Source organism: Ciceribacter sp. L1K23 (assembly GCF_018122705.1).
Taxonomy (GTDB): Bacteria; Pseudomonadota; Alphaproteobacteria; order Rhizobiales; family Rhizobiaceae; genus Allorhizobium.
In genome coordinates this window covers 2,069,786-2,086,244 of the sequence record NZ_JAGRRC010000001.1, presented here as the reverse complement: position 1 = coordinate 2,086,244, position 16,459 = coordinate 2,069,786, and the positions used below count along the sequence as shown (strand labels likewise).

Below are 16,459 nucleotides of genomic sequence, written 5' to 3'. Positions count from 1 at the left end.
GGTCCGATGCTGCGGTTTCGCGAATTCGCTGTCAGGAAACAAATCATGGATTCACCGTCTCCGGAGAATTGCAAACAGTCTGGCGAAGCCATCATCTACCTGCACCACATGCTGGGCGAACTGCGACAGGTTGCGCACGCGGAGGGCGCAGAGCTGCTTAGTTACCTGATCGAGATGGCTTACATCGAGGCGGGCGATATCCTGTCTGGCAGGCAAGACGCCTCAGTCACCCATGGCAAGCGAAACAAGTCCTCCCGGATGCCGATGTAGCCGACCGGCAATGTCCAGCTCCAGAAGCACCAGATAGACGCTGGCTGCGCCAATCCCGGTATGTCGGATGATGTCGTCCACCTCGACCGGCGTCGGCCCTAGCGCATCGACGATTCGCGTCCTGTCTGATTCCTCTGGTGGCGATGGAACACGGTCCTCACCATCTAGAACCGGCTCCTCCACCTCGCTTTGACGACGCACCTCCAGGGCCGAAACGGGTGCCAGCGCGTCAATGACGTCGGCGGCGGATGTCGTGACGGTCGCGCCGTCTTTCAAGAGGCCATTGGTGCCTTGGCACCGGGGATCAAGCGGCGAGCCAGGCACGGCGAAAACCAGACGCCCGAAATCCGCCGCCAGCCTTGCCGTGATCAGCGAACCGGATCGCGCTGCTGCTTCCACTACGACGGTGCCCAACGCGATGCCGGCGATAAGGCGATTGCGTCTGGGAAAGTCGCGGGCGCGTGCCTCCCATCCGAAAGGCATTTCGCTGACCGCTAGCCCGCGGTCACAGATTTCGTCGAAAAGCCGGAGATTTTCCGGCGGATACGGCTGGTCTATTCCGCCCGCCAGCGCGGCGATCGTTCCTGTGTCAAGGCTGGCCGTATGGGCCGCGGCATCGATGCCACGTGCCAGTCCAGATACGATGCTATACCCCGCTCTCCCCACGTCCCGCGCGATCATCGCCGCGAACTTGGCGCCGCTGATCGAGGCATTGCGCGAGCCGACGATACCCACGGCGGACTGGGACGCGACCTCTAGATTGCCCTTGACCGCGAGAAGGGGAGGCGCGGCTTCGATTTGCCGCAGGGCACTCGGATAACCGGGTTCACCGATGCCGAGGAAGCGTGCGCCGAAGCTGTGCGCTAAGTCCAGTTCCCGCTCCGCTTCCGAGACACTGGCAATGCGGATCGGCCGTGCGGAACCGCCCCTTTTGGACAGTTCGGGCAACATGTCGAGCGCCCGCTCCGCCGAACCGAAATGATTGATGAGGTCGCGAAAGGTCGCGGGGCCGACATTGTCGCTGCGGATCAGCCGGAGCCAGGCGATCCTCTGGCGGTCGGTCAGCGCAATTCCAGTCCGTCCTGCGCCGACCTCTGCCATCCGGCGGCTATCCTTTTTGTCCGATCTTGCTCTCGGTTCCCGAAATCAGTCGTTCAATGTTTGCCTTGTGCTTCCACCAGGTGATCACCGTCATCGCCGATGTCACGAGAGCTGCATCCTTCGCGCCGAGTATCCACAATGCAACCGGAATGACAAGTGTTGCAACCAGAGCGGATAGCGACGAATAGCGGCTGAGGAAGGCGACGGTGAGCCAGGAGACGGCAAACACGAGCACCATGATCGGAAAGATGCCGAGCAAGGTACCGATATAGGTCGCGACGCCCTTTCCGCCCTTGAACTTCAGCCAAACCGGGAACAGGTGCCCGATGAAGGCGGCGAAGCCGCCGAGCAGGCCCGGCAATTGGTTGACATCGCCGCCAAAGAGCTTTTGCGCCAAGATAGCGCCTGCTGTCGCCTTCAGCGCGTCGAGCAGAAGCGTCGCTGCCGCCAGCGGCTTGTTGCCTGTCCGCAGGACATTCGTCGCGCCGATGTTGCCGGAGCCGATGTTGCGGACATCGCCCAGCCCCGCCATACGGGTCAGCAGCAGACCGAACGGGATCGAGCCCAAGAGATAGCCGAGGACCAGCGAGCCGAAGATCGCGGTAGCGGAAAGCGAACCATAATCGAGGCTTGGCACGGAAATCCTCCTGTTCTTGTGTCAGAGCGCGTGAACGAGCCGGCCAGAAACGTATGTCGCCACGGCGCGTCCCGAGAACCGGGCGTCCTCGAACGGCGTGTTCTTGGACCGCGAAAGCAGCGTATCTTTCGCCACCAACCAAGGCTCGTCGAGATCGATCAGTGTTATGTCCGCCCTAGCGCCTGGCTTCAGCGTGCCGGCGTCCAGCTTGAAGATCCGGGCAGGACGCGTCGACATGGCATCGATGAGCCGCATCAGCGGGACCTGGCCGTTGTGATGAAGACGAAGCGCGGCCGCGAGCATTGTCTCCAGCCCGACTGCACCGTCCTCGGCATCGGCGAAGGGAAGGCGCTTGGTGTCGACGTCCTGCGGATCATGTGACGACACGATGATATCGATATCGCCCTTTGCGAGCGCCTCGACCATAGCCATCCGGTCGTCCTCGGAGCGCAGCGGCGGTGCCAGCTTGAAGAAGGTCCGGTACTCGCCGATGTCGTTCTCGTTGAGGGCAAGATTGTTGATCGACACCGCACAGGTGACATTCGCACCCCGTCCGCGAGCTATACGGATGGCCTCGGCCGACTCCGGGACGGAAATCTGCGCGGCGTGATAGCGGGCCTTGGTCAAGCCGGCGACGCGAAGGTCACGTTCCAGAGGAATGATCTCGGCTTCCCGGGGGATGCCGGAGAGTCCGAGCCAGCTCGCGAGTAGGCCCTCGTTCATCACGCCATTGGCACCGAGATATTTTTCCCGCGCCTCCAGCGAAATGACGGCATCGAATTCGCGCGAATAGGTCATCGCCCTGCGCAGAACCTGCGTATCGGAAAGACCCCTCCTGCCATTGGTAAAGGCGACGGCGCCGGCCTCTTGCAAAAGGCCCATTTCGGTCATTTCCGTGCCTGCAAGACCCTTCGTGAGGGCGGCGGCCGGATGGACGTTGACGACCGCCTGGTCGCGCGCCGTCTTCTTGACGAACTCCACCAGCGCGATGTCGTCGATGACGGGATCCGTGTCCGGCATCATGATGAAGGAGGTGACCCCGCCGGCAGCTGCGGAACGGCTTGCCGAGGCGATCGTTTCGCGATGTTCGGCCCCGGGCTCCCCGGTGAAAACACGCGCATCCACGAGACCGGGAGTAGCGACCAGCCCGGAGGCGTCGCGAACCTCGGCTCCGTTTGGTGTGCCCTGATTGCGCGCCGAAGCACCGGCGGCGGCGATACGGCCGTCTTCGCCGACGATGATGCTGCCGACCTCGTCGAGGTTGCGCGACGGATCGATGATCCGGACATTGTTGATAACGAGCGGCTTGATCATGCGCCGGCTTCCTCGCTGCGTGGTCCCTGGTTCTGAGAAACCAACAGGGCCTCCATGACGGCCATGCGCACCGCGACCCCCATTTCCACCTGTTGCTCGATCACGCTCTGGGGCCCGTCCGCCACTTCCGAGGCAATCTCGACGCCACGGTTCATAGGACCCGGATGCATGACAAGCGCGTCTTCCTTGGCTGCCTTCAGCTTCTCGGCGTCCAGACCGTAGAAGCGGAAATATTCGCGCACCGAAGGCACGAAGGCGCCGGACATGCGCTCGCGCTGAAGACGCAGCATCATCACCACGTCCGCGTCCTTCAGTCCTTCCGCCATGTCGTGGAAAACCTCTACGCCCATCTGAGCGATGCCGGAGGGCAGGAGCGTGGCGGGCGCGACCACCCGGACACGGGCGCCCATCTGGTTGAGCAGCAGAATGTTGGAGCGGGCAACGCGCGAATGCAGGATGTCGCCGCAAATCGCGACGATGATGCGCGACAGCTTTCCCTTGGCGCGGCGGATCGTCAGCGCATCGAGCAGCGCCTGGGTCGGGTGTTCGTGTTGGCCGTCGCCGGCATTAACGACAGAGCAGGCGACCTTCTGGGCGAGCAGAGCGGCAGCGCCGGCGGACGAGTGCCGCACCACCAGAACATCGGGGCGCATCGCGTTCAGCGTCATCGCGGTGTCGATCAGGGTTTCGCCCTTCTTCACCGACGAGTTGCCAACCGACATGTTCATGACGTCGGCGCCAAGGCGTTTGCCCGCAAGTTCGAACGAGGATTGCGTGCGGGTCGAGGCCTCGAAGAACAGGTTGATCTGCGTCAGCCCGCGAAGCGTCGTGGTTTTCTTCTCCCGCTGCCGGCTGATCTGCACGGCGGCATCAGCCTTGTCGAGAAGAAGGGTGATATCCTGTTCGGAAAGCCCCTTGATGCCGAGGAGATGGCGGTGGGGAAAGAAGACCATGAGACCGTCCTCCGGAGAAAGTCACGCGGTCTATAAAGAGTGGGAGCCGCACGAGCAAGCATATGCTATGGGGAATGCCCTTTGTTCCCCATATAAAGCGAATCATCGAAGCGTTTGCGTGCGTTGGAAGGTAATTGAGTGACATGACCCGGATGGAAGACAAGTTCGCCGAGCTCAACCAGCCCGCGCCCTGGGCCGGCGTGAATGCGTTCCGCACCGACCCACTGCTCGTTGATATGGCCTCCAGTCTGCCGCGCGCGATGAAGGACGAATTCGATGCGATAGGTCGTTATGTGACCTCGCACGAAGCGCAGGAACTCGCCCGCATGGCGAACCAGAATGCGCCGCAACTCCGCACCCATGGGGTCCGTGGCGAACGTCTCGATGCTGTTGAATTCCACCCCGCCTGGCACGCGCTCATGCGCCGCTCCATGTCGGTCGGCCTGCACTGCTCGATCTGGGAAGGGCAACAGGGTACGCGCGGCCAGGAGCACAAGGCCCGCGCGATCCGTTTCTTCCTGACCGCCCAACTCGAAAGCGGCCATCTGTGCCCGCTGACCATGACCAGCGCCTCGGTCGCGGCCCTTGCCGCGTCTCCCCACGTGCAGCGCGAATGGGCGCCGAAAATCCTCTCGCGCAAATATGATTCCACGACCAAGCCGCCGATGCAGAAGAGCGCGATCACGCTCGGCATGGGCATGACCGAGAAACAGGGCGGCACGGACGTCAAGGCCAATACCAGCCGCGCCGAGCGTGTCGGCGAGGGAATCTACCGTCTCTCCGGCCACAAGTGGTTCATGTCGGCTCCCATGAGCGATGCGTTTGTGATGCTGGCGCAGACCACCGAAGGCATGGGCTGTTTCCTCGTTCCGCGCCTTCTCGAGGATGGATCGCACAATGGTCTCTATCTTCAGCGCCTGAAGGACAAGATCGGCAACCGCTCAAACGCCTCCTCCGAAGTCGAGTTCGACGGGACCATGGCCTATCTGCTTGGCGAGGCCGGACACGGTATCCGCACGATCCTCGACATGGTGACGCTGACCAGGCTCGATTGCGCCCTGGCGTCCGCCGGCATCATGCGCGCCTCGATGGCGGAAGCCGTTCACCACACACGTGGCCGCAAGGTGTTCGGCAAGAACCTCGTCGATCAGCCTTTGATGACGCGTGTGCTCGCCGACATGGCCCTCGACGTTGCGGCGGCGACCGCCCTCGTGTTTCGGTTGGCTGAATCCTTTGACAAGGCACGGGACAATCCGGCCGATGCGGCCTATGCCCGGGTGATGACGCCGGTCGTCAAATACTGGGTGTGCAAGATGGCGCCGGCGCTGATCTACGAAGCGATGGAGTGCATCGGCGGTTCGGGCTACGTGGAGGAACGTCCGATCGCGAGGCACTACCGCGAGGCACCTGTCAATGCGATATGGGAAGGCTCCGGCAATGTCATGGCGCTGGACGTGCTGCGTGTCATCAGCCGGGGCAGGGACCTGTTCGAAAGCGTTTTCGCGGGGCTGGAACGGGATCTCGGTCCCTCGGGCAAGAAGACCGTCGAGGTGCTTCGGGCCGCCGTGGCGCTGTGCGAACGCGACGAGGGCGCCTCGCGCCTGCTCGTCGAGCAACTGGCGCTCGCCGCCGCCGCAGCCGAACTCTACCGGATCGGTGCCGGCAAGATCGCCGATGCCTTTACCGAAACCCGCCTGGCCGGCGGCTGGCGACACACCTACGGCGTGCTCGACGGCCGCTTCGACGCGCGGTACGTCATCGATCTTCTCTACCCGCCCGCCACGTAACGGGCGACGACAATCACCAGAGGGATCGTGAGAAAAGCTGCCGCTGTCTGGAGTGTCGCGATCGTAGCGTAGAGCGGCGCATCGCCACCCATCTGCTTTGCGAGAACATACCCGTTCATCGCCGTCGGCACTCCGGCGCCGAGCGCCAGCATGACCAGCACCTCGCCGGAAAGCCCGAAGGCCATGGCGGTGGCGACCATCACCATGGGGAAAAACAACAGCTTCAGGAACCCGGCCAGTAGCACGACCTTGCGGGGCCGCAGGGCGTCGGCGATCCTCAGACCGGCGCCGACCATGATCAGGCCAAGACCGAGCGACGCCCGCGCGACGAGATCGACGGCCATGGCAAGCGGCTCGTACAATGTTATTCCGGAGAGGTTGAACGCGACGCCTGCCGCGGCGCCGAGGATGATGGGGTTGGTCACGATACGGGTGACGAAGCTGCGAATGTCGCGCCGACCGTTGCCGAACCACACAAGTACGCCGACATTGTAGAAATTGATCGGCACGATGATCGCTGCCATGGTGACCGCCACGATGGTGATACCGATCGTCCCGGCGAGCTTCTCCGCGATCGCCAGACCTATGAAGGCGTTCCATCGGGTGCTGGTCTGGAAGAGCGTCGTGAATGCAGGGCCGCCCAGTCCAAAGCTCTTCGCCAGTGGCCAAAGCGAGAGCACAAGCAGGCTCATCACCAGCACGGCGACATTCGTCGTCAGGGCGACGGTGGCGGTCGAGAGACCGGCGAAATCGGCGTTCGAAAGCGTCTGGAACAGCAGCGCCGGAAAAAGCACGAAGTACCCGAACTGGTCGAGACCGTGCCAGAAACCGGCATCGATTGCCTTCACGCGTTTCAGTCCCGTGCCCAGCAGAACGAGCAGGAAGACGGGGAGGATACTCTCGAAGATTGGCAACATGGCGGGTTCCTGTGTCGCCTCGCCTTAAACCTTCCAGGCGGGGCTCACAACTGTCTTGCCGTCGAACGCGGTTGCCACGCGCCAGATCACTCCTGTGGACAACCGTCCTGCGTTAACCACGTTCATCGCTTTCGATTGAGACTCGGAGGGCTTCCCGTATGGTGTGGTTAATGAAGTGTTAAAGCGTCGAAGCAGGAACTCCCGTGTCGCGTATTGCGTTCTTGATCGTCATGATGACGTTCTTCGCCGTCCTCGCGTTGGACATCGTTGTCCCCGCAACCGTTCTGAGTGGCATGGCGCTTTTGAACTGGTTTGTTCTGTCGGGCATGCCGGTGAGCCTCACCAGGGAGAAGGCCGCATGAAGTGGTTTTTGTTTTTTTGGGCAATGCCCATCATGCTGCTCGGCAGCTGGTACGGACTGTCCTACTACGACATGAACTTCGGCATCTTCATGCTGACGAGACAGGCGCACGACCTGGTCTTCCATATCTATGGCAACGTTCTCGGCATCCCGCCGGAAACGATACCGCCGCTCGTCGCGCGCGCCATCGTTGTGGACAGCCTCATCGTCTTCGCGATCATCGCTTTCCGCAGGCGTCGGCAGATTGCCGCGTGGTGGCAGGCGAGAAAGATTCAGTCCGACGCCGAAGCGGCCCCAAGCGTTGAAAGCCTGTCCAGCGCCCCCTGAAGAATGAAACTCGCAGCGGCCGAGTCAATGCGGTCGGCCCGCTTTGCCCGCGATACGTCCATCTCCAGCAGAGCTCGCTCGGCCGCCACCGTGGACAGCCGCTCATCCCAATAAACGAACGGAATTTGGGTCTTTTCCGACATCGAACGGACGAAGGCCCGGGTTGCCTGGACGCGGGGACCGGTCGATCCGTCCATGTTCACAGGCAGTCCGATTACGAATGCGGCGACCTTTTCCTTCTCCGCGAAAGCGAGGAGCGTCTCGGCATCCTTCGTAAACTTTACCCGCTTGATCACGGGGCGAGGGGAAGCGAACCGTCGTCCGAGATCCGACATGGCAAGGCCAATCGTCTTGGTGCCGAGGTCGAGTCCGGCAATGGCCTGGCCCGGTTTGAGGCAGTCCGCCAATTCCTCGATCGTCAACGTCGCCACGGGCTCGGCCTCCGCTCAGCGCTTGCGCACGAATTCGGTGCGAAGGACCAGTCCCTTGATGGCATCATGACGGCAGTCGATCTCTTCGGGATTGTCCGTCAGACGGATCGACTTGATCACAGTGCCCTGCTTCAGGGTGGTATTAGCACCCTTGACCTTGAGGTCCTTGATCAACGTGACAGAATCACCGTCGGCCAGGATATTCCCGGCGGCGTCACGCACCGCATTGAGGTTGGCCGCTTCGGCAGCGAGTTCCGAAGCCGGACGCCATTCGCCGGTCGCTTCATCGTAGACATAGTCATCGTCGGCCATCGTATCAGTCCTATCCATTGACATGTCGCAAGAGCCGCGACCTGTGGCTGGCTGCGGCTTACCCTACGCCTCGGGGCTACGCAACCGAGCGACGAGATACTTCAGTCTTCAAAGATTGCCCGCACGGTTCTTCGCCATATATTGCGTGCATCAAATCACAGGAGAATTCCATGAAGATCACCTGGCTCGGCCATGCCGCCTTCCGCGTTGAAACCGCCAAGGCCAACATTCTGATCGATCCGTTTTTCAGCGGCAATCCGGGTTTTTCCGGTCTCGACGCCAAAACCGCCGCTGCGGGCGTCACCCACATCCTTTTGACCCATGGCCACGGCGATCATGTTGGCGACACCATCGCCATCGCCAACGAGGTTGGGGCGACCGTCCTCGCCAATGCCGATCTGGCCGCCTGGCTCGGCTCGAAGGGCGTCAAGAAGCTGGAGATGGGCAATACCGGCGGCACGGTTGCGTTCGATGGCTTTACCGCGACGTTTACAAATGCCCTCCATTCTTCCGCCCAGATCACCGAAGATGGCGTCTCCCACGCTCTCGGCAATGCCAATGGCCTGATGCTGCATTTCGATGATGAGCCCTCGCTGCTGCACATGGGCGACACCGACATTTTCTCGGACATGGCGCTGATCAACGAACTGCATGAGCCTGACATCGGCATCGTGCCGATTGGTGACCGCTTTACGATGGGTGGGGCCGTTGCCGCGCTCGCCTGCCAGCGATTCTTCGACTTCAAGACTGTTCTGCCCTGCCACTACGGTTCTTTCCCGATCATCGACCAGACGCCGGAAAAGTTCGTCGTCGGCATGGAAGGCACGCAGACCAAGGTCGAAACGCCGAAGCCGGGTGGTGTGGTCGAAATCTGATCTTGATTTCAATGGTCGCAGCGCCCCTGCTGCGACCATTTTCTAGTCCGAACTCGGCGAGACGGCGATCTTGTCCCAGACCCGCCGGTAGAGCTCGGCGTTCGGCGGCAGCAGGAAAAGCTCGCTCATCGTGTGCTCGAACTCCGCCAGAGTAGGGATCTTCACCGATTCCACAGCCCCGTTGCGGATGCGTTTCAGGTCGCGGTTGAAAAGATTGTTTCGACCTTCTGGCGTCGCGATCGTCATCATCAAGTGGAACGGGAAGGGCGCCTTGTCCCATCGGGCGCAAACGACGTTCGCAGCTTCGAAATCCAGCGGCGCGACTGGAGCGCGATCAAAGCTGTAGAGCGCGAACCATGTCTCGCCGTTCAGCCGCTCCAGCACGTGTTCGCCGGTTGCGTCGTCCCACCGTACGCGGAACGTCTCGTGTCCGACAGTCTGCTGCTCGTATGTGCCGATTTTCACCGGCTCGACGGGCGCCTGCCCGCCAAAGCCGCTGTCGGCGAGATACTCTTCGCCATCAATGGAGACGATCAGCAAATGATGCGTCCGCGCCCCCCCGACCGACGCTCCTTTCCTGACCCGCCCGAGAAACGGAGCGACGGCGAATCCAAGCGTCGTCAGCGCGTCTGCGAACAGACGGTTCAACTCCAGGCAATACCCTCCACGGCGATCGACGATCAGCTTCTTCCAAAGCGCCGCTGGATCGATATCCGGAATGGTTCCCGTCAGCGGATCCATGTTCTCGAAGACGATTGAGGAGATCTGCGCCCGCTGAAGCCGGGCAAGTCCCTGGGGCGTTAGGTCGATCTGTTCGCCGGCGAGGCCGATGCGGTGCAGGTAGTGCTGGATGTCGAACGTCATGTGGCCTCCTCGCCAACCATGTTCTGGCGGATTTGCCGTCGTCGGACAATCCCGTGCCACATGTCCGGCGGGATGCCGATACCCGAAAAACCGTTGCATCGCGCCGATGCGGCAATTATAGCCGGACACATGATACCCTCACGTCCCGCGCGGTGGCGTAAGCCCTTATCGCGCGGCGCCCTGGAGAATTCGAAATGTCCGTTGATCTCGCAACCGTCAAACGCGTCGCGCACCTCTCCCGCATCGCCCTCAGTGATGAGGACGCCCATCGCATGATGGACGAGCTGAACGGTATTCTCGGCTTCGTCGAACAGCTTTCCGAAGTGAATGTCGATGGCGTTGAAGCGATGACCTCCGTCACCCCGATGGTGATGCGCAAGCGCGAGGACGCCGTTACCGATGGCGACAAGGCGGCCGACATCGTCGCCAACGCGCCGGAAACCGACCGCAATTTCTTCCTCGTGCCGAAGGTCGTCGAATAGATCGACGAACTGCCCTCGCATCCGACACGATCCTGGCGCCGCGCGCCGAGCCTTTCAAAGTGAAGCGACATCATGAGCGAACTCACCAGCCTGACCATTGCCGAAGCCCGCGCGAAACTCGCCGCGAAGGAAATCAAGGCCGTCGAACTGACCGAGGCCTATATCCAGGCGATCGAGGCCGCCAATGACGTGATCAATGCCTATGTGACCGTGACGCCCGAAAAAGCGCGCGAGATGGCAAAAGCGTCCGACGAGCGCATTGCAGCCGGCAAGGCGGGCGCGCTGGAGGGCATTCCGCTCGGCATCAAGGACCTGTTCTCGACCTATGACGTCCATACCCAAGCGTGCTCGAACATCCTGAACCGGTTCAAGCCCAAGTACGAATCGACCGTCACCCAGAACCTGTGGAACGACGGCGCCGTCATGCTTGGCAAGCTGAACATGGACGAGTTTGCGATGGGCTCCTCCAACGAAAGCAGCTACTACGGCCCGGTCATCAACCCGTGGAAGGCTGAGGGCTCGAACCAGCAACTCGTTCCCGGTGGCTCCTCCGGTGGCTCGGCCGCTGCCGTTGCCGCCCATCTCTGCGCCGGCGCAACCGCGACCGATACCGGCGGCTCGATCCGCCAGCCGGCCGCCTTCACCGGCACCGTCGGCATCAAGCCCACCTATGGCCGCTGCTCGCGCTGGGGCATCGTCGCCTTCGCCTCGTCGCTCGACCAGGCCGGCCCCATCGCCCGCGACGTGCGCGATGCCGCAATCCTGTTGCAGTCGATGGCAAGCGTTGACGCCAAGGACACGACATCTGTCGATCTTCCTGTTCCGGACTATGCGGCGTCAGTCGGTCAGTCGGTCAAGGGACTAAAAATCGGGATTCCCAAGGAATACCGCGTCGACGGCATGCCGGAGGAGATCGAGAAGCTCTGGCAGCAGGGCATTGCGTGGCTGAAGGATGCCGGCGCCGAGATCGTCGATATCACCCTGCCGCACACCAAGTATGCCCTGCCGGCCTACTATATAGTCGCTCCGGCCGAAGCCTCGTCGAACCTCGCCCGATATGACGGCGTCCGTTACGGCCTGCGCGTCGACGGCAAGGACATTGCCGACATGTACGAGCAGACCCGCGCCGCTGGTTTCGGCAAGGAAGTGAAGCGCCGCATCATGATCGGCACCTACGTGCTGTCGGCCGGTTACTATGATGCCTATTACCTGCGCGCACAGAAGGTCCGGACATTGATCAAGCGCGACTTCGAACTGGCCTTCGAAGCAGGTGTGGACGCGATCCTGACGCCGGCCACACCGTCATCCGCCTTCGCCATCGGTGACGAGGCGCTCGCCGCCGATCCTGTCGCCATGTATCTGAACGACATCTTCACCGTGACGGTCAACATGGCCGGACTTCCGGGCATCGCCGTTCCTGGCGGCGTCGACAAGAAGGGTCTTCCCCTCGGTCTCCAGCTCATCGGCCGCCCCTTCGAGGAGGAAACCCTCTTCAAGACCGCCCACGTCATCGAACAGGCCGCCGGCAAGTTCACGCCGGCGAAGTGGTGGTGATTTCGCTTGCTGACAATCAAAAAACGGCGCCCGTGAGGCGCCGTCAGACTGCTGACAAACCCCTGGCTACATCCGGGGGTTTATGATTCACTGGGACATGTTGAAGAAACCTGCTCCCGAACAGACGGCTCTCGAGATGGTGACGGACCGAGCCTGGGTATAAGGGCACAGGTCCGATTAAGATCACGAAAATCTAAGACCAAAACACCACCTGACCGCGCACCTCAAAACAAGAAAACCCGCCGAGCAAAAATCGGCGGGTTTGTCAGCGGTCTGACGGCGCCCGTGAGGCGCCGTTTTTGTTTTTGTCACCTGTTGTCCAACTGCGATCTCACCAGAACCAGTCCTCGTTCGGTGATCCGATAAGGCTTGCCGCCCTGCGACTTGATTGCCTTTTTCTGCTTCAGCTTGCGGAAGGTGATGAGGTCGAGACCGCCGAAGACCCAGCCTTCTCTCGTGAAAAGTCGGATGGTTTCGATCTTGCGGTTGTCGTCTCGGCTCAGTTCGATGCGCCCGCCCTGGGCGAGCAGGTGAAGAATGCGCTGTTCGGCGCGAGAGATGTCCATGGTGGAATGTCCGGAATGGCGTCGTGAAGACGCGTGAAAACGGTTCCGCCGCCGCAAGGCGTCGGGGTTTCGTTTTCTGGCCCGAGCGCGCGAACAGGGTGATCGCGGGCAGGGGCCTTTACCGGGACTCGGACGAACCGAACATCAACACTCCATAGACGATGACAGCTTTTTCGCGTTTCGGTCGCGAAAGGTCAAGCCGTGGCTTGCGAATCGATGACGCCTCTCTCTCCTCTGGCGGGACGGAACACCATGTGTTTTATTGCCGCCGAACCTTGGAGGCCTCATGGCAAGCATTCGCACGGCGCGGGAAGACGAAGCTGATGTGCTGGCGGAAATCGGCCTTCGCGCCTGGGAAATGGCAATGCTGTCCGTCGGCGAGACCCGCCCGATGCTGGAGAATGCCAGTCGCGCCTTCCTGAATTTCACCCACAGCCGCTGGATCACCATATCCGTGGTCGAAATGGGCGGCGTGCCCGCCGGCTGGGCGGCGCGGGAGCGGTTGGACGAAAACATCACCGATTTCTGGATCGATCCGCAATATCAGCGGCGAGGCCTGGGCTCCGCCCTGCTGATCGAAGTCGAGGAGGAGTTGCGAAGCCACGGCTTCGAAAAGGTCGCGTTGGAAACGCATGCCCGTAATCGTGCAGCTGTCGAATTCTTCCAGAAACACGGCTACGGCGTCAATTGGCTGACGGTATCCTACAATCCCAAGCTCGATCGCGACATCCAGACGATCGGGCTATCAAAGCAACTCGTCGAGCCGGCCGGCACGGGATACGGACAGGAGTTCTAGACGAGTGAGGAGAGGGCAACCGCCAGCAGCCTCACGGCGTCAGGACAAATAAGCAGCACGAGAGCCACCACCAGGCACACGCCGTGCGTGATGCAGATGGCGCGCAGAATGGAGCGAAAGGGCTCCTTTCGCGTCTTATGCCGAAGCACCCGCTGCCCGATAACTGCGCCGGGAGTGCCGCCCAAAAAGGCGAGCCCCAGCAGTGTGCTTTCGCTGATGCGCCATTCTCCATTTCTGGCGGCGTCCTTGTCCCACCAGAAGGTGCAGAAGACGATGACGTTGTAGAGCGCGAAGATCAGTATCGCGATGGCGAAATCCGTCGGGGTCATTTCAGAAATCTGCCGCAAACTGTTAAAGTCGCCTTGCTGCGGAAGCCCTGCCTTGAACCCATTGCAAGCCTTGCGTCCGGCGGCCATTTGCTCTACCTCAGCCCTTGAAAACAGAAGCATCAGACGAGCATCCGATGACCATTGTCGATACCCGCACGCCCGATCCGAAACGTTTCATTCCAGGCGCCACCGGCGACTGGGAAGTAATCATCGGCATGGAGGTCCACGCCCAGGTGACGAGCAATTCCAAGCTCTTCTCGGGCGCCTCCACGACGTTCGGCAATGCGCCCAACTCCAACGTTTCGCTCGTCGACGCGGCCATGCCCGGCATGCTGCCCGTCATTAACGAGGAATGCGTCAAGCAGGCTGTGCGGACTGGTCTCGGCCTGAAGGCTGAGATCAACAAGCGCTCGATCTTCGACCGAAAGAACTACTTCTATCCAGACCTGCCGCAGGGCTACCAGATCTCGCAGTTCAAGGATCCGATCGTCGGCGAAGGCAAGATCATCATCTCGCTCGGCCCCGATCGTCAGGGCCAGTTCGAGGATATCGAGATCGGCATCGAACGCCTGCACCTGGAACAGGATGCCGGCAAGTCGATGCACGACCAGCATCCGACCATGTCCTATGTCGACCTGAACCGTTCGGGCGTGGCGCTGATGGAAATCGTCTCGAAGCCCGATATGCGCTCGTCCGACGAAGCCAAGGCCTATATGACCAAGCTGCGCTCGATCGTGCGCTATCTCGGCACCTGCGACGGCAACATGGACGAAGGCTCGATGCGCGCCGACGTCAACGTCTCCGTACGCAAGCCGGGCGGCGAATTCGGCACGCGCTGCGAAATCAAGAACGTCAACTCCATCCGCTTTATCGGCCAGGCCATCGAATACGAAGCCCGCCGGCAGATCGCCATCCTTGAGGATGGCGGCTCGATCGACCAGGAAACCCGCCTCTTCGATCCGAACAAGGGCGAGACCCGTTCGATGCGCTCCAAGGAAGACGCGCATGACTACCGCTACTTCCCGGATCCGGACCTGCTGCCGCTCGAATTCGACGACGCCTTTGTCGAGGCGCTGAAGAAGGACCTGCCGGAGTTGCCCGACGACAAGAAGGCGCGCTTCGTCGCCGAACTCGGCCTCTCTGTCTACGACGCCTCTGTTCTCGTTTCGGAAAAGGCGATCGCCGACTATTTCGAGGCCGTGGCCGAGGGTCGCGACGGCAAGACGGCCGCCAACTGGGTCATCAACGACTTGCTGGGAGCCTTGAACAAAGCCGGCAAAGGCATTGAAGAGACTCCGGTTTCTCCTGATCAGCTCGGCGGCATCATCGACCTCATCAAGGCCGAAACCATCTCCGGCAAGATCGCCAAGGACCTCTTCGAGATCGTCTGGAACGAGGGCGGCGTGCCGGCCGAGATCGTCGAAAGCCGTGGCATGAAGCAGGTGACCGACACCGGCGCTATCGAGAAGGCAGTGGACGAGATCATCGCCGCCAACCCGGATCAGGTCGAGAAGGTGAAGGCGAAGCCGACACTTGCCGGCTGGTTCGTCGGTCAGGTGATGAAGGCGACCGGCGGCAAGGCCAATCCTCAGGCCGTCCAGGCGCTCGTCAAGGCCAAGCTCGGCATCGAGGAATAAGGCCGTGTTCTTCGTCCGGACCGCCAGTCAACAGGATGTGGAGGCTCTCCGCACCCTCTTGTCCGAGACGTTTCATGCGACCTACGACGGCTTCTACGGCCTCCTCAAGGTGCAACAGCTGATCGACTCCTGGCATTCCGTTGCCGCGCTGAAGGCGCGTGTCGACAAGCGGGACGCGGAGTTTCTCGTTGCCGACGATGGCAAGCGGTTGGGCGGTATGGCTTATGCGGCGATGTCTCCGAAGCTCACCAAGACCGCGGTTCTTCACCAGCTCTACATCCATCCGGAGTGCCAGCGTCAGGGCATCGGGCGCGATCTCTTCGCGGAAATCGAGAGCTGCTTCCCCGATGCTGAAATCATGCGGCTTGAGGTCGAGCCCCGTAATGCCGGGGCCATCGCCTTCTATCAGGCGCACGGCTTCATCGAGGTCGACCGAATCGACAGCTGCGGCAGTCCCGACAGCGGTTTGCCCGCTATCGTGATGGAAAAGCCGTTGGGCTGACTGCCTACTGGTTGATCAGGTCTTCCATGTTGCCGTCCTCGTCGTAGATCGCGGCCGCCGAGCAATCAGCGATAAACGGTCGCTTTTCGGTGTCGCAGGCGACCTTGGCCGCATCTAAAGCAGCTTCCTTGCTGTCCCAGCCGCAGAAGAACTCCTGCCAGTGGATGCCTTCGGTGTGGAGGATCGACACTTGAACGCTGTAGAGCGCAGGAAAGCAGTAGGCCATTTCCACGCAATCCTCGTCGGTGCCGCCGCCGTCGATGCATTGCTGCTTGGCGCAGGCAAACGCAGACTGAGCATCCTTGCCGGTGCACACGCCGCTCGACATCTCCGGCGCTTGCACGAAGGCTATGCCTGAGCGACCGCTTTCCTGTGCGGCCGAAGCGCTGGCGAAAAGCATCGCGAGCAAAGTGAAAAACGCTGCCTTTGTCATAAACCTGTCTC

General features: G+C 61.4%; 21 protein-coding genes. 10 read left to right on the top strand and 11 right to left on the bottom strand.

The window, feature by feature from the left end:
- Positions 1-45: 45 nt before the first annotated feature.
- Positions 46-270, top strand: coding sequence for a hypothetical protein (locus J5J10_RS09890; protein WP_211929745.1), 225 nt, complete (start codon positions 46-48; stop codon positions 268-270).
- On the opposite strand, the gene dprA is transcribed toward J5J10_RS09890, so the two are convergent.
- From dprA to J5J10_RS09870, 4 genes are read right to left on the bottom strand one after another with little or no spacing between them, the layout of a single operon-like run.
- The gene (gene dprA, locus J5J10_RS09885; protein ID WP_211929744.1) at positions 223-1,371 is read right to left on the bottom strand and encodes a DNA-processing protein DprA; all 1,149 of its coding nucleotides are present in this window, start codon (positions 1,369-1,371) and stop codon (positions 223-225) included. The genes J5J10_RS09890 and dprA overlap by 48 nt on opposite strands.
- 7 nt (positions 1,372-1,378) lie before the next feature.
- Positions 1,379-2,008, bottom strand: a complete 630-nt coding sequence (gene plsY / locus J5J10_RS09880; RefSeq protein ID WP_211929743.1) for a glycerol-3-phosphate 1-O-acyltransferase PlsY — start codon at positions 2,006-2,008, stop codon at positions 1,379-1,381.
- A gap of 21 nt (positions 2,009-2,029) precedes the next feature.
- A complete protein-coding gene (locus J5J10_RS09875) occupies positions 2,030-3,322 on the bottom strand; it encodes a dihydroorotase (protein ID WP_211929742.1) in 1,293 nt (430 codons plus the stop codon).
- Positions 3,319-4,275, bottom strand: coding sequence for an aspartate carbamoyltransferase catalytic subunit (locus J5J10_RS09870; RefSeq protein WP_211929741.1), 957 nt, complete (start codon positions 4,273-4,275; stop codon positions 3,319-3,321). Before J5J10_RS09870 ends, J5J10_RS09875 begins: the two co-directional genes overlap by 4 nt.
- A 134-nt stretch (positions 4,276-4,409) precedes the next feature.
- On the opposite strand from J5J10_RS09870, the gene J5J10_RS09865 reads away from it, so the two are divergent.
- The gene (locus J5J10_RS09865) at positions 4,410-6,062 is read left to right on the top strand and encodes an acyl-CoA dehydrogenase family protein (protein WP_211929740.1); all 1,653 of its coding nucleotides are present in this window, start codon (positions 4,410-4,412) and stop codon (positions 6,060-6,062) included.
- On the opposite strand, the gene J5J10_RS09860 is transcribed toward J5J10_RS09865, so the two are convergent.
- Entirely contained in the window at positions 6,044-6,979 is a 936-nt protein-coding gene (locus J5J10_RS09860) for an AEC family transporter (protein WP_211929739.1), read from the bottom strand. The genes J5J10_RS09865 and J5J10_RS09860 overlap by 19 nt on opposite strands.
- Positions 6,980-7,182: 203 nt before the next feature.
- On the opposite strand from J5J10_RS09860, the gene J5J10_RS09855 reads away from it, so the two are divergent.
- Positions 7,183-7,341, top strand: coding sequence for a hypothetical protein (locus J5J10_RS09855; RefSeq protein WP_211931306.1), 159 nt, complete (start codon positions 7,183-7,185; stop codon positions 7,339-7,341).
- Complete coding sequence (locus tag J5J10_RS09850) at positions 7,338-7,667, top strand: DUF6105 family protein (RefSeq protein WP_211929738.1); 330 nt, start codon at positions 7,338-7,340, stop codon at positions 7,665-7,667. Before J5J10_RS09855 ends, J5J10_RS09850 begins: the two co-directional genes overlap by 4 nt.
- On the opposite strand, the gene ruvX is transcribed toward J5J10_RS09850, so the two are convergent.
- Together ruvX and J5J10_RS09840 are read right to left on the bottom strand one after the other, a co-directional pair.
- The gene (gene ruvX, locus J5J10_RS09845; protein WP_211929737.1) at positions 7,613-8,098 is read right to left on the bottom strand and encodes a Holliday junction resolvase RuvX; all 486 of its coding nucleotides are present in this window, start codon (positions 8,096-8,098) and stop codon (positions 7,613-7,615) included. The genes J5J10_RS09850 and ruvX overlap by 55 nt on opposite strands.
- A gap of 15 nt (positions 8,099-8,113) precedes the next feature.
- Entirely contained in the window at positions 8,114-8,410 is a 297-nt protein-coding gene (locus tag J5J10_RS09840; RefSeq protein ID WP_211929736.1) for an alkylphosphonate utilization protein, read from the bottom strand.
- Positions 8,411-8,580: 170 nt separating this feature from the next.
- Between J5J10_RS09840 and J5J10_RS09835 the strand changes: the two genes are divergently transcribed.
- A complete protein-coding gene (locus tag J5J10_RS09835) occupies positions 8,581-9,285 on the top strand; it encodes a metal-dependent hydrolase (protein ID WP_211929735.1) in 705 nt (234 codons plus the stop codon).
- 42 nt (positions 9,286-9,327) lie between these two features.
- Here J5J10_RS09835 and J5J10_RS09830 read toward each other — a convergent pair whose 3' ends face one another.
- Positions 9,328-10,149 carry an arylamine N-acetyltransferase gene (locus J5J10_RS09830; RefSeq protein WP_211929734.1) on the bottom strand — a complete coding sequence of 274 codons (822 nt, stop codon included), beginning with the start codon at positions 10,147-10,149 and terminating at the stop codon, positions 9,328-9,330.
- A 194-nt stretch (positions 10,150-10,343) separates the two neighbouring features.
- Between J5J10_RS09830 and gatC the strand changes: the two genes are divergently transcribed.
- Both gatC and gatA read left to right on the top strand, forming a co-directional pair.
- The gene (gene gatC, locus J5J10_RS09825; protein WP_211929733.1) at positions 10,344-10,631 is read left to right on the top strand and encodes an Asp-tRNA(Asn)/Glu-tRNA(Gln) amidotransferase subunit GatC; all 288 of its coding nucleotides are present in this window, start codon (positions 10,344-10,346) and stop codon (positions 10,629-10,631) included.
- 72 nt (positions 10,632-10,703) lie between these two features.
- Positions 10,704-12,185 (top strand): Asp-tRNA(Asn)/Glu-tRNA(Gln) amidotransferase subunit GatA, encoded by a 1,482-nt coding sequence (gene gatA / locus J5J10_RS09820; RefSeq protein WP_211929732.1) that lies wholly within the window; start codon positions 10,704-10,706, stop codon positions 12,183-12,185.
- Positions 12,186-12,493: 308 nt separating this feature from the next.
- On the opposite strand, the gene J5J10_RS09815 is transcribed toward gatA, so the two are convergent.
- Positions 12,494-12,751, bottom strand: a complete 258-nt coding sequence (locus J5J10_RS09815; protein ID WP_211929731.1) for a YjhX family toxin — start codon at positions 12,749-12,751, stop codon at positions 12,494-12,496.
- Between the two features lie 286 nt (positions 12,752-13,037).
- On the opposite strand from J5J10_RS09815, the gene J5J10_RS09810 reads away from it, so the two are divergent.
- Entirely contained in the window at positions 13,038-13,547 is a 510-nt protein-coding gene (locus tag J5J10_RS09810; RefSeq protein ID WP_211929730.1) for a GNAT family N-acetyltransferase, read from the top strand.
- Here J5J10_RS09810 and J5J10_RS09805 read toward each other — a convergent pair.
- Positions 13,544-13,996, bottom strand: a complete 453-nt coding sequence (locus J5J10_RS09805; RefSeq protein ID WP_349252059.1) for a DUF1294 domain-containing protein — start codon at positions 13,994-13,996, stop codon at positions 13,544-13,546. The two genes, J5J10_RS09810 and J5J10_RS09805, sit on opposite strands and share 4 nt — an antisense overlap.
- 14 nt (positions 13,997-14,010) lie before the next feature.
- Between J5J10_RS09805 and gatB the strand changes: the two genes are divergently transcribed.
- Both gatB and J5J10_RS09795 read left to right on the top strand, forming a co-directional pair.
- Positions 14,011-15,513: an Asp-tRNA(Asn)/Glu-tRNA(Gln) amidotransferase subunit GatB gene (gatB, locus tag J5J10_RS09800; protein ID WP_211929729.1), complete on the top strand. Its 1,503-nt coding sequence runs from the start codon at positions 14,011-14,013 to the stop codon at positions 15,511-15,513.
- Between the two features lie 4 nt (positions 15,514-15,517).
- Positions 15,518-16,015, top strand: coding sequence for a GNAT family N-acetyltransferase (locus tag J5J10_RS09795; protein ID WP_208549301.1), 498 nt, complete (start codon positions 15,518-15,520; stop codon positions 16,013-16,015).
- 4 nt (positions 16,016-16,019) lie between these two features.
- Here J5J10_RS09795 and J5J10_RS09790 read toward each other — a convergent pair whose 3' ends face one another.
- The gene (locus J5J10_RS09790) at positions 16,020-16,448 is read right to left on the bottom strand and encodes a hypothetical protein (RefSeq protein WP_211929728.1); all 429 of its coding nucleotides are present in this window, start codon (positions 16,446-16,448) and stop codon (positions 16,020-16,022) included.
- Positions 16,449-16,459: the final 11 nt, after the last annotated feature.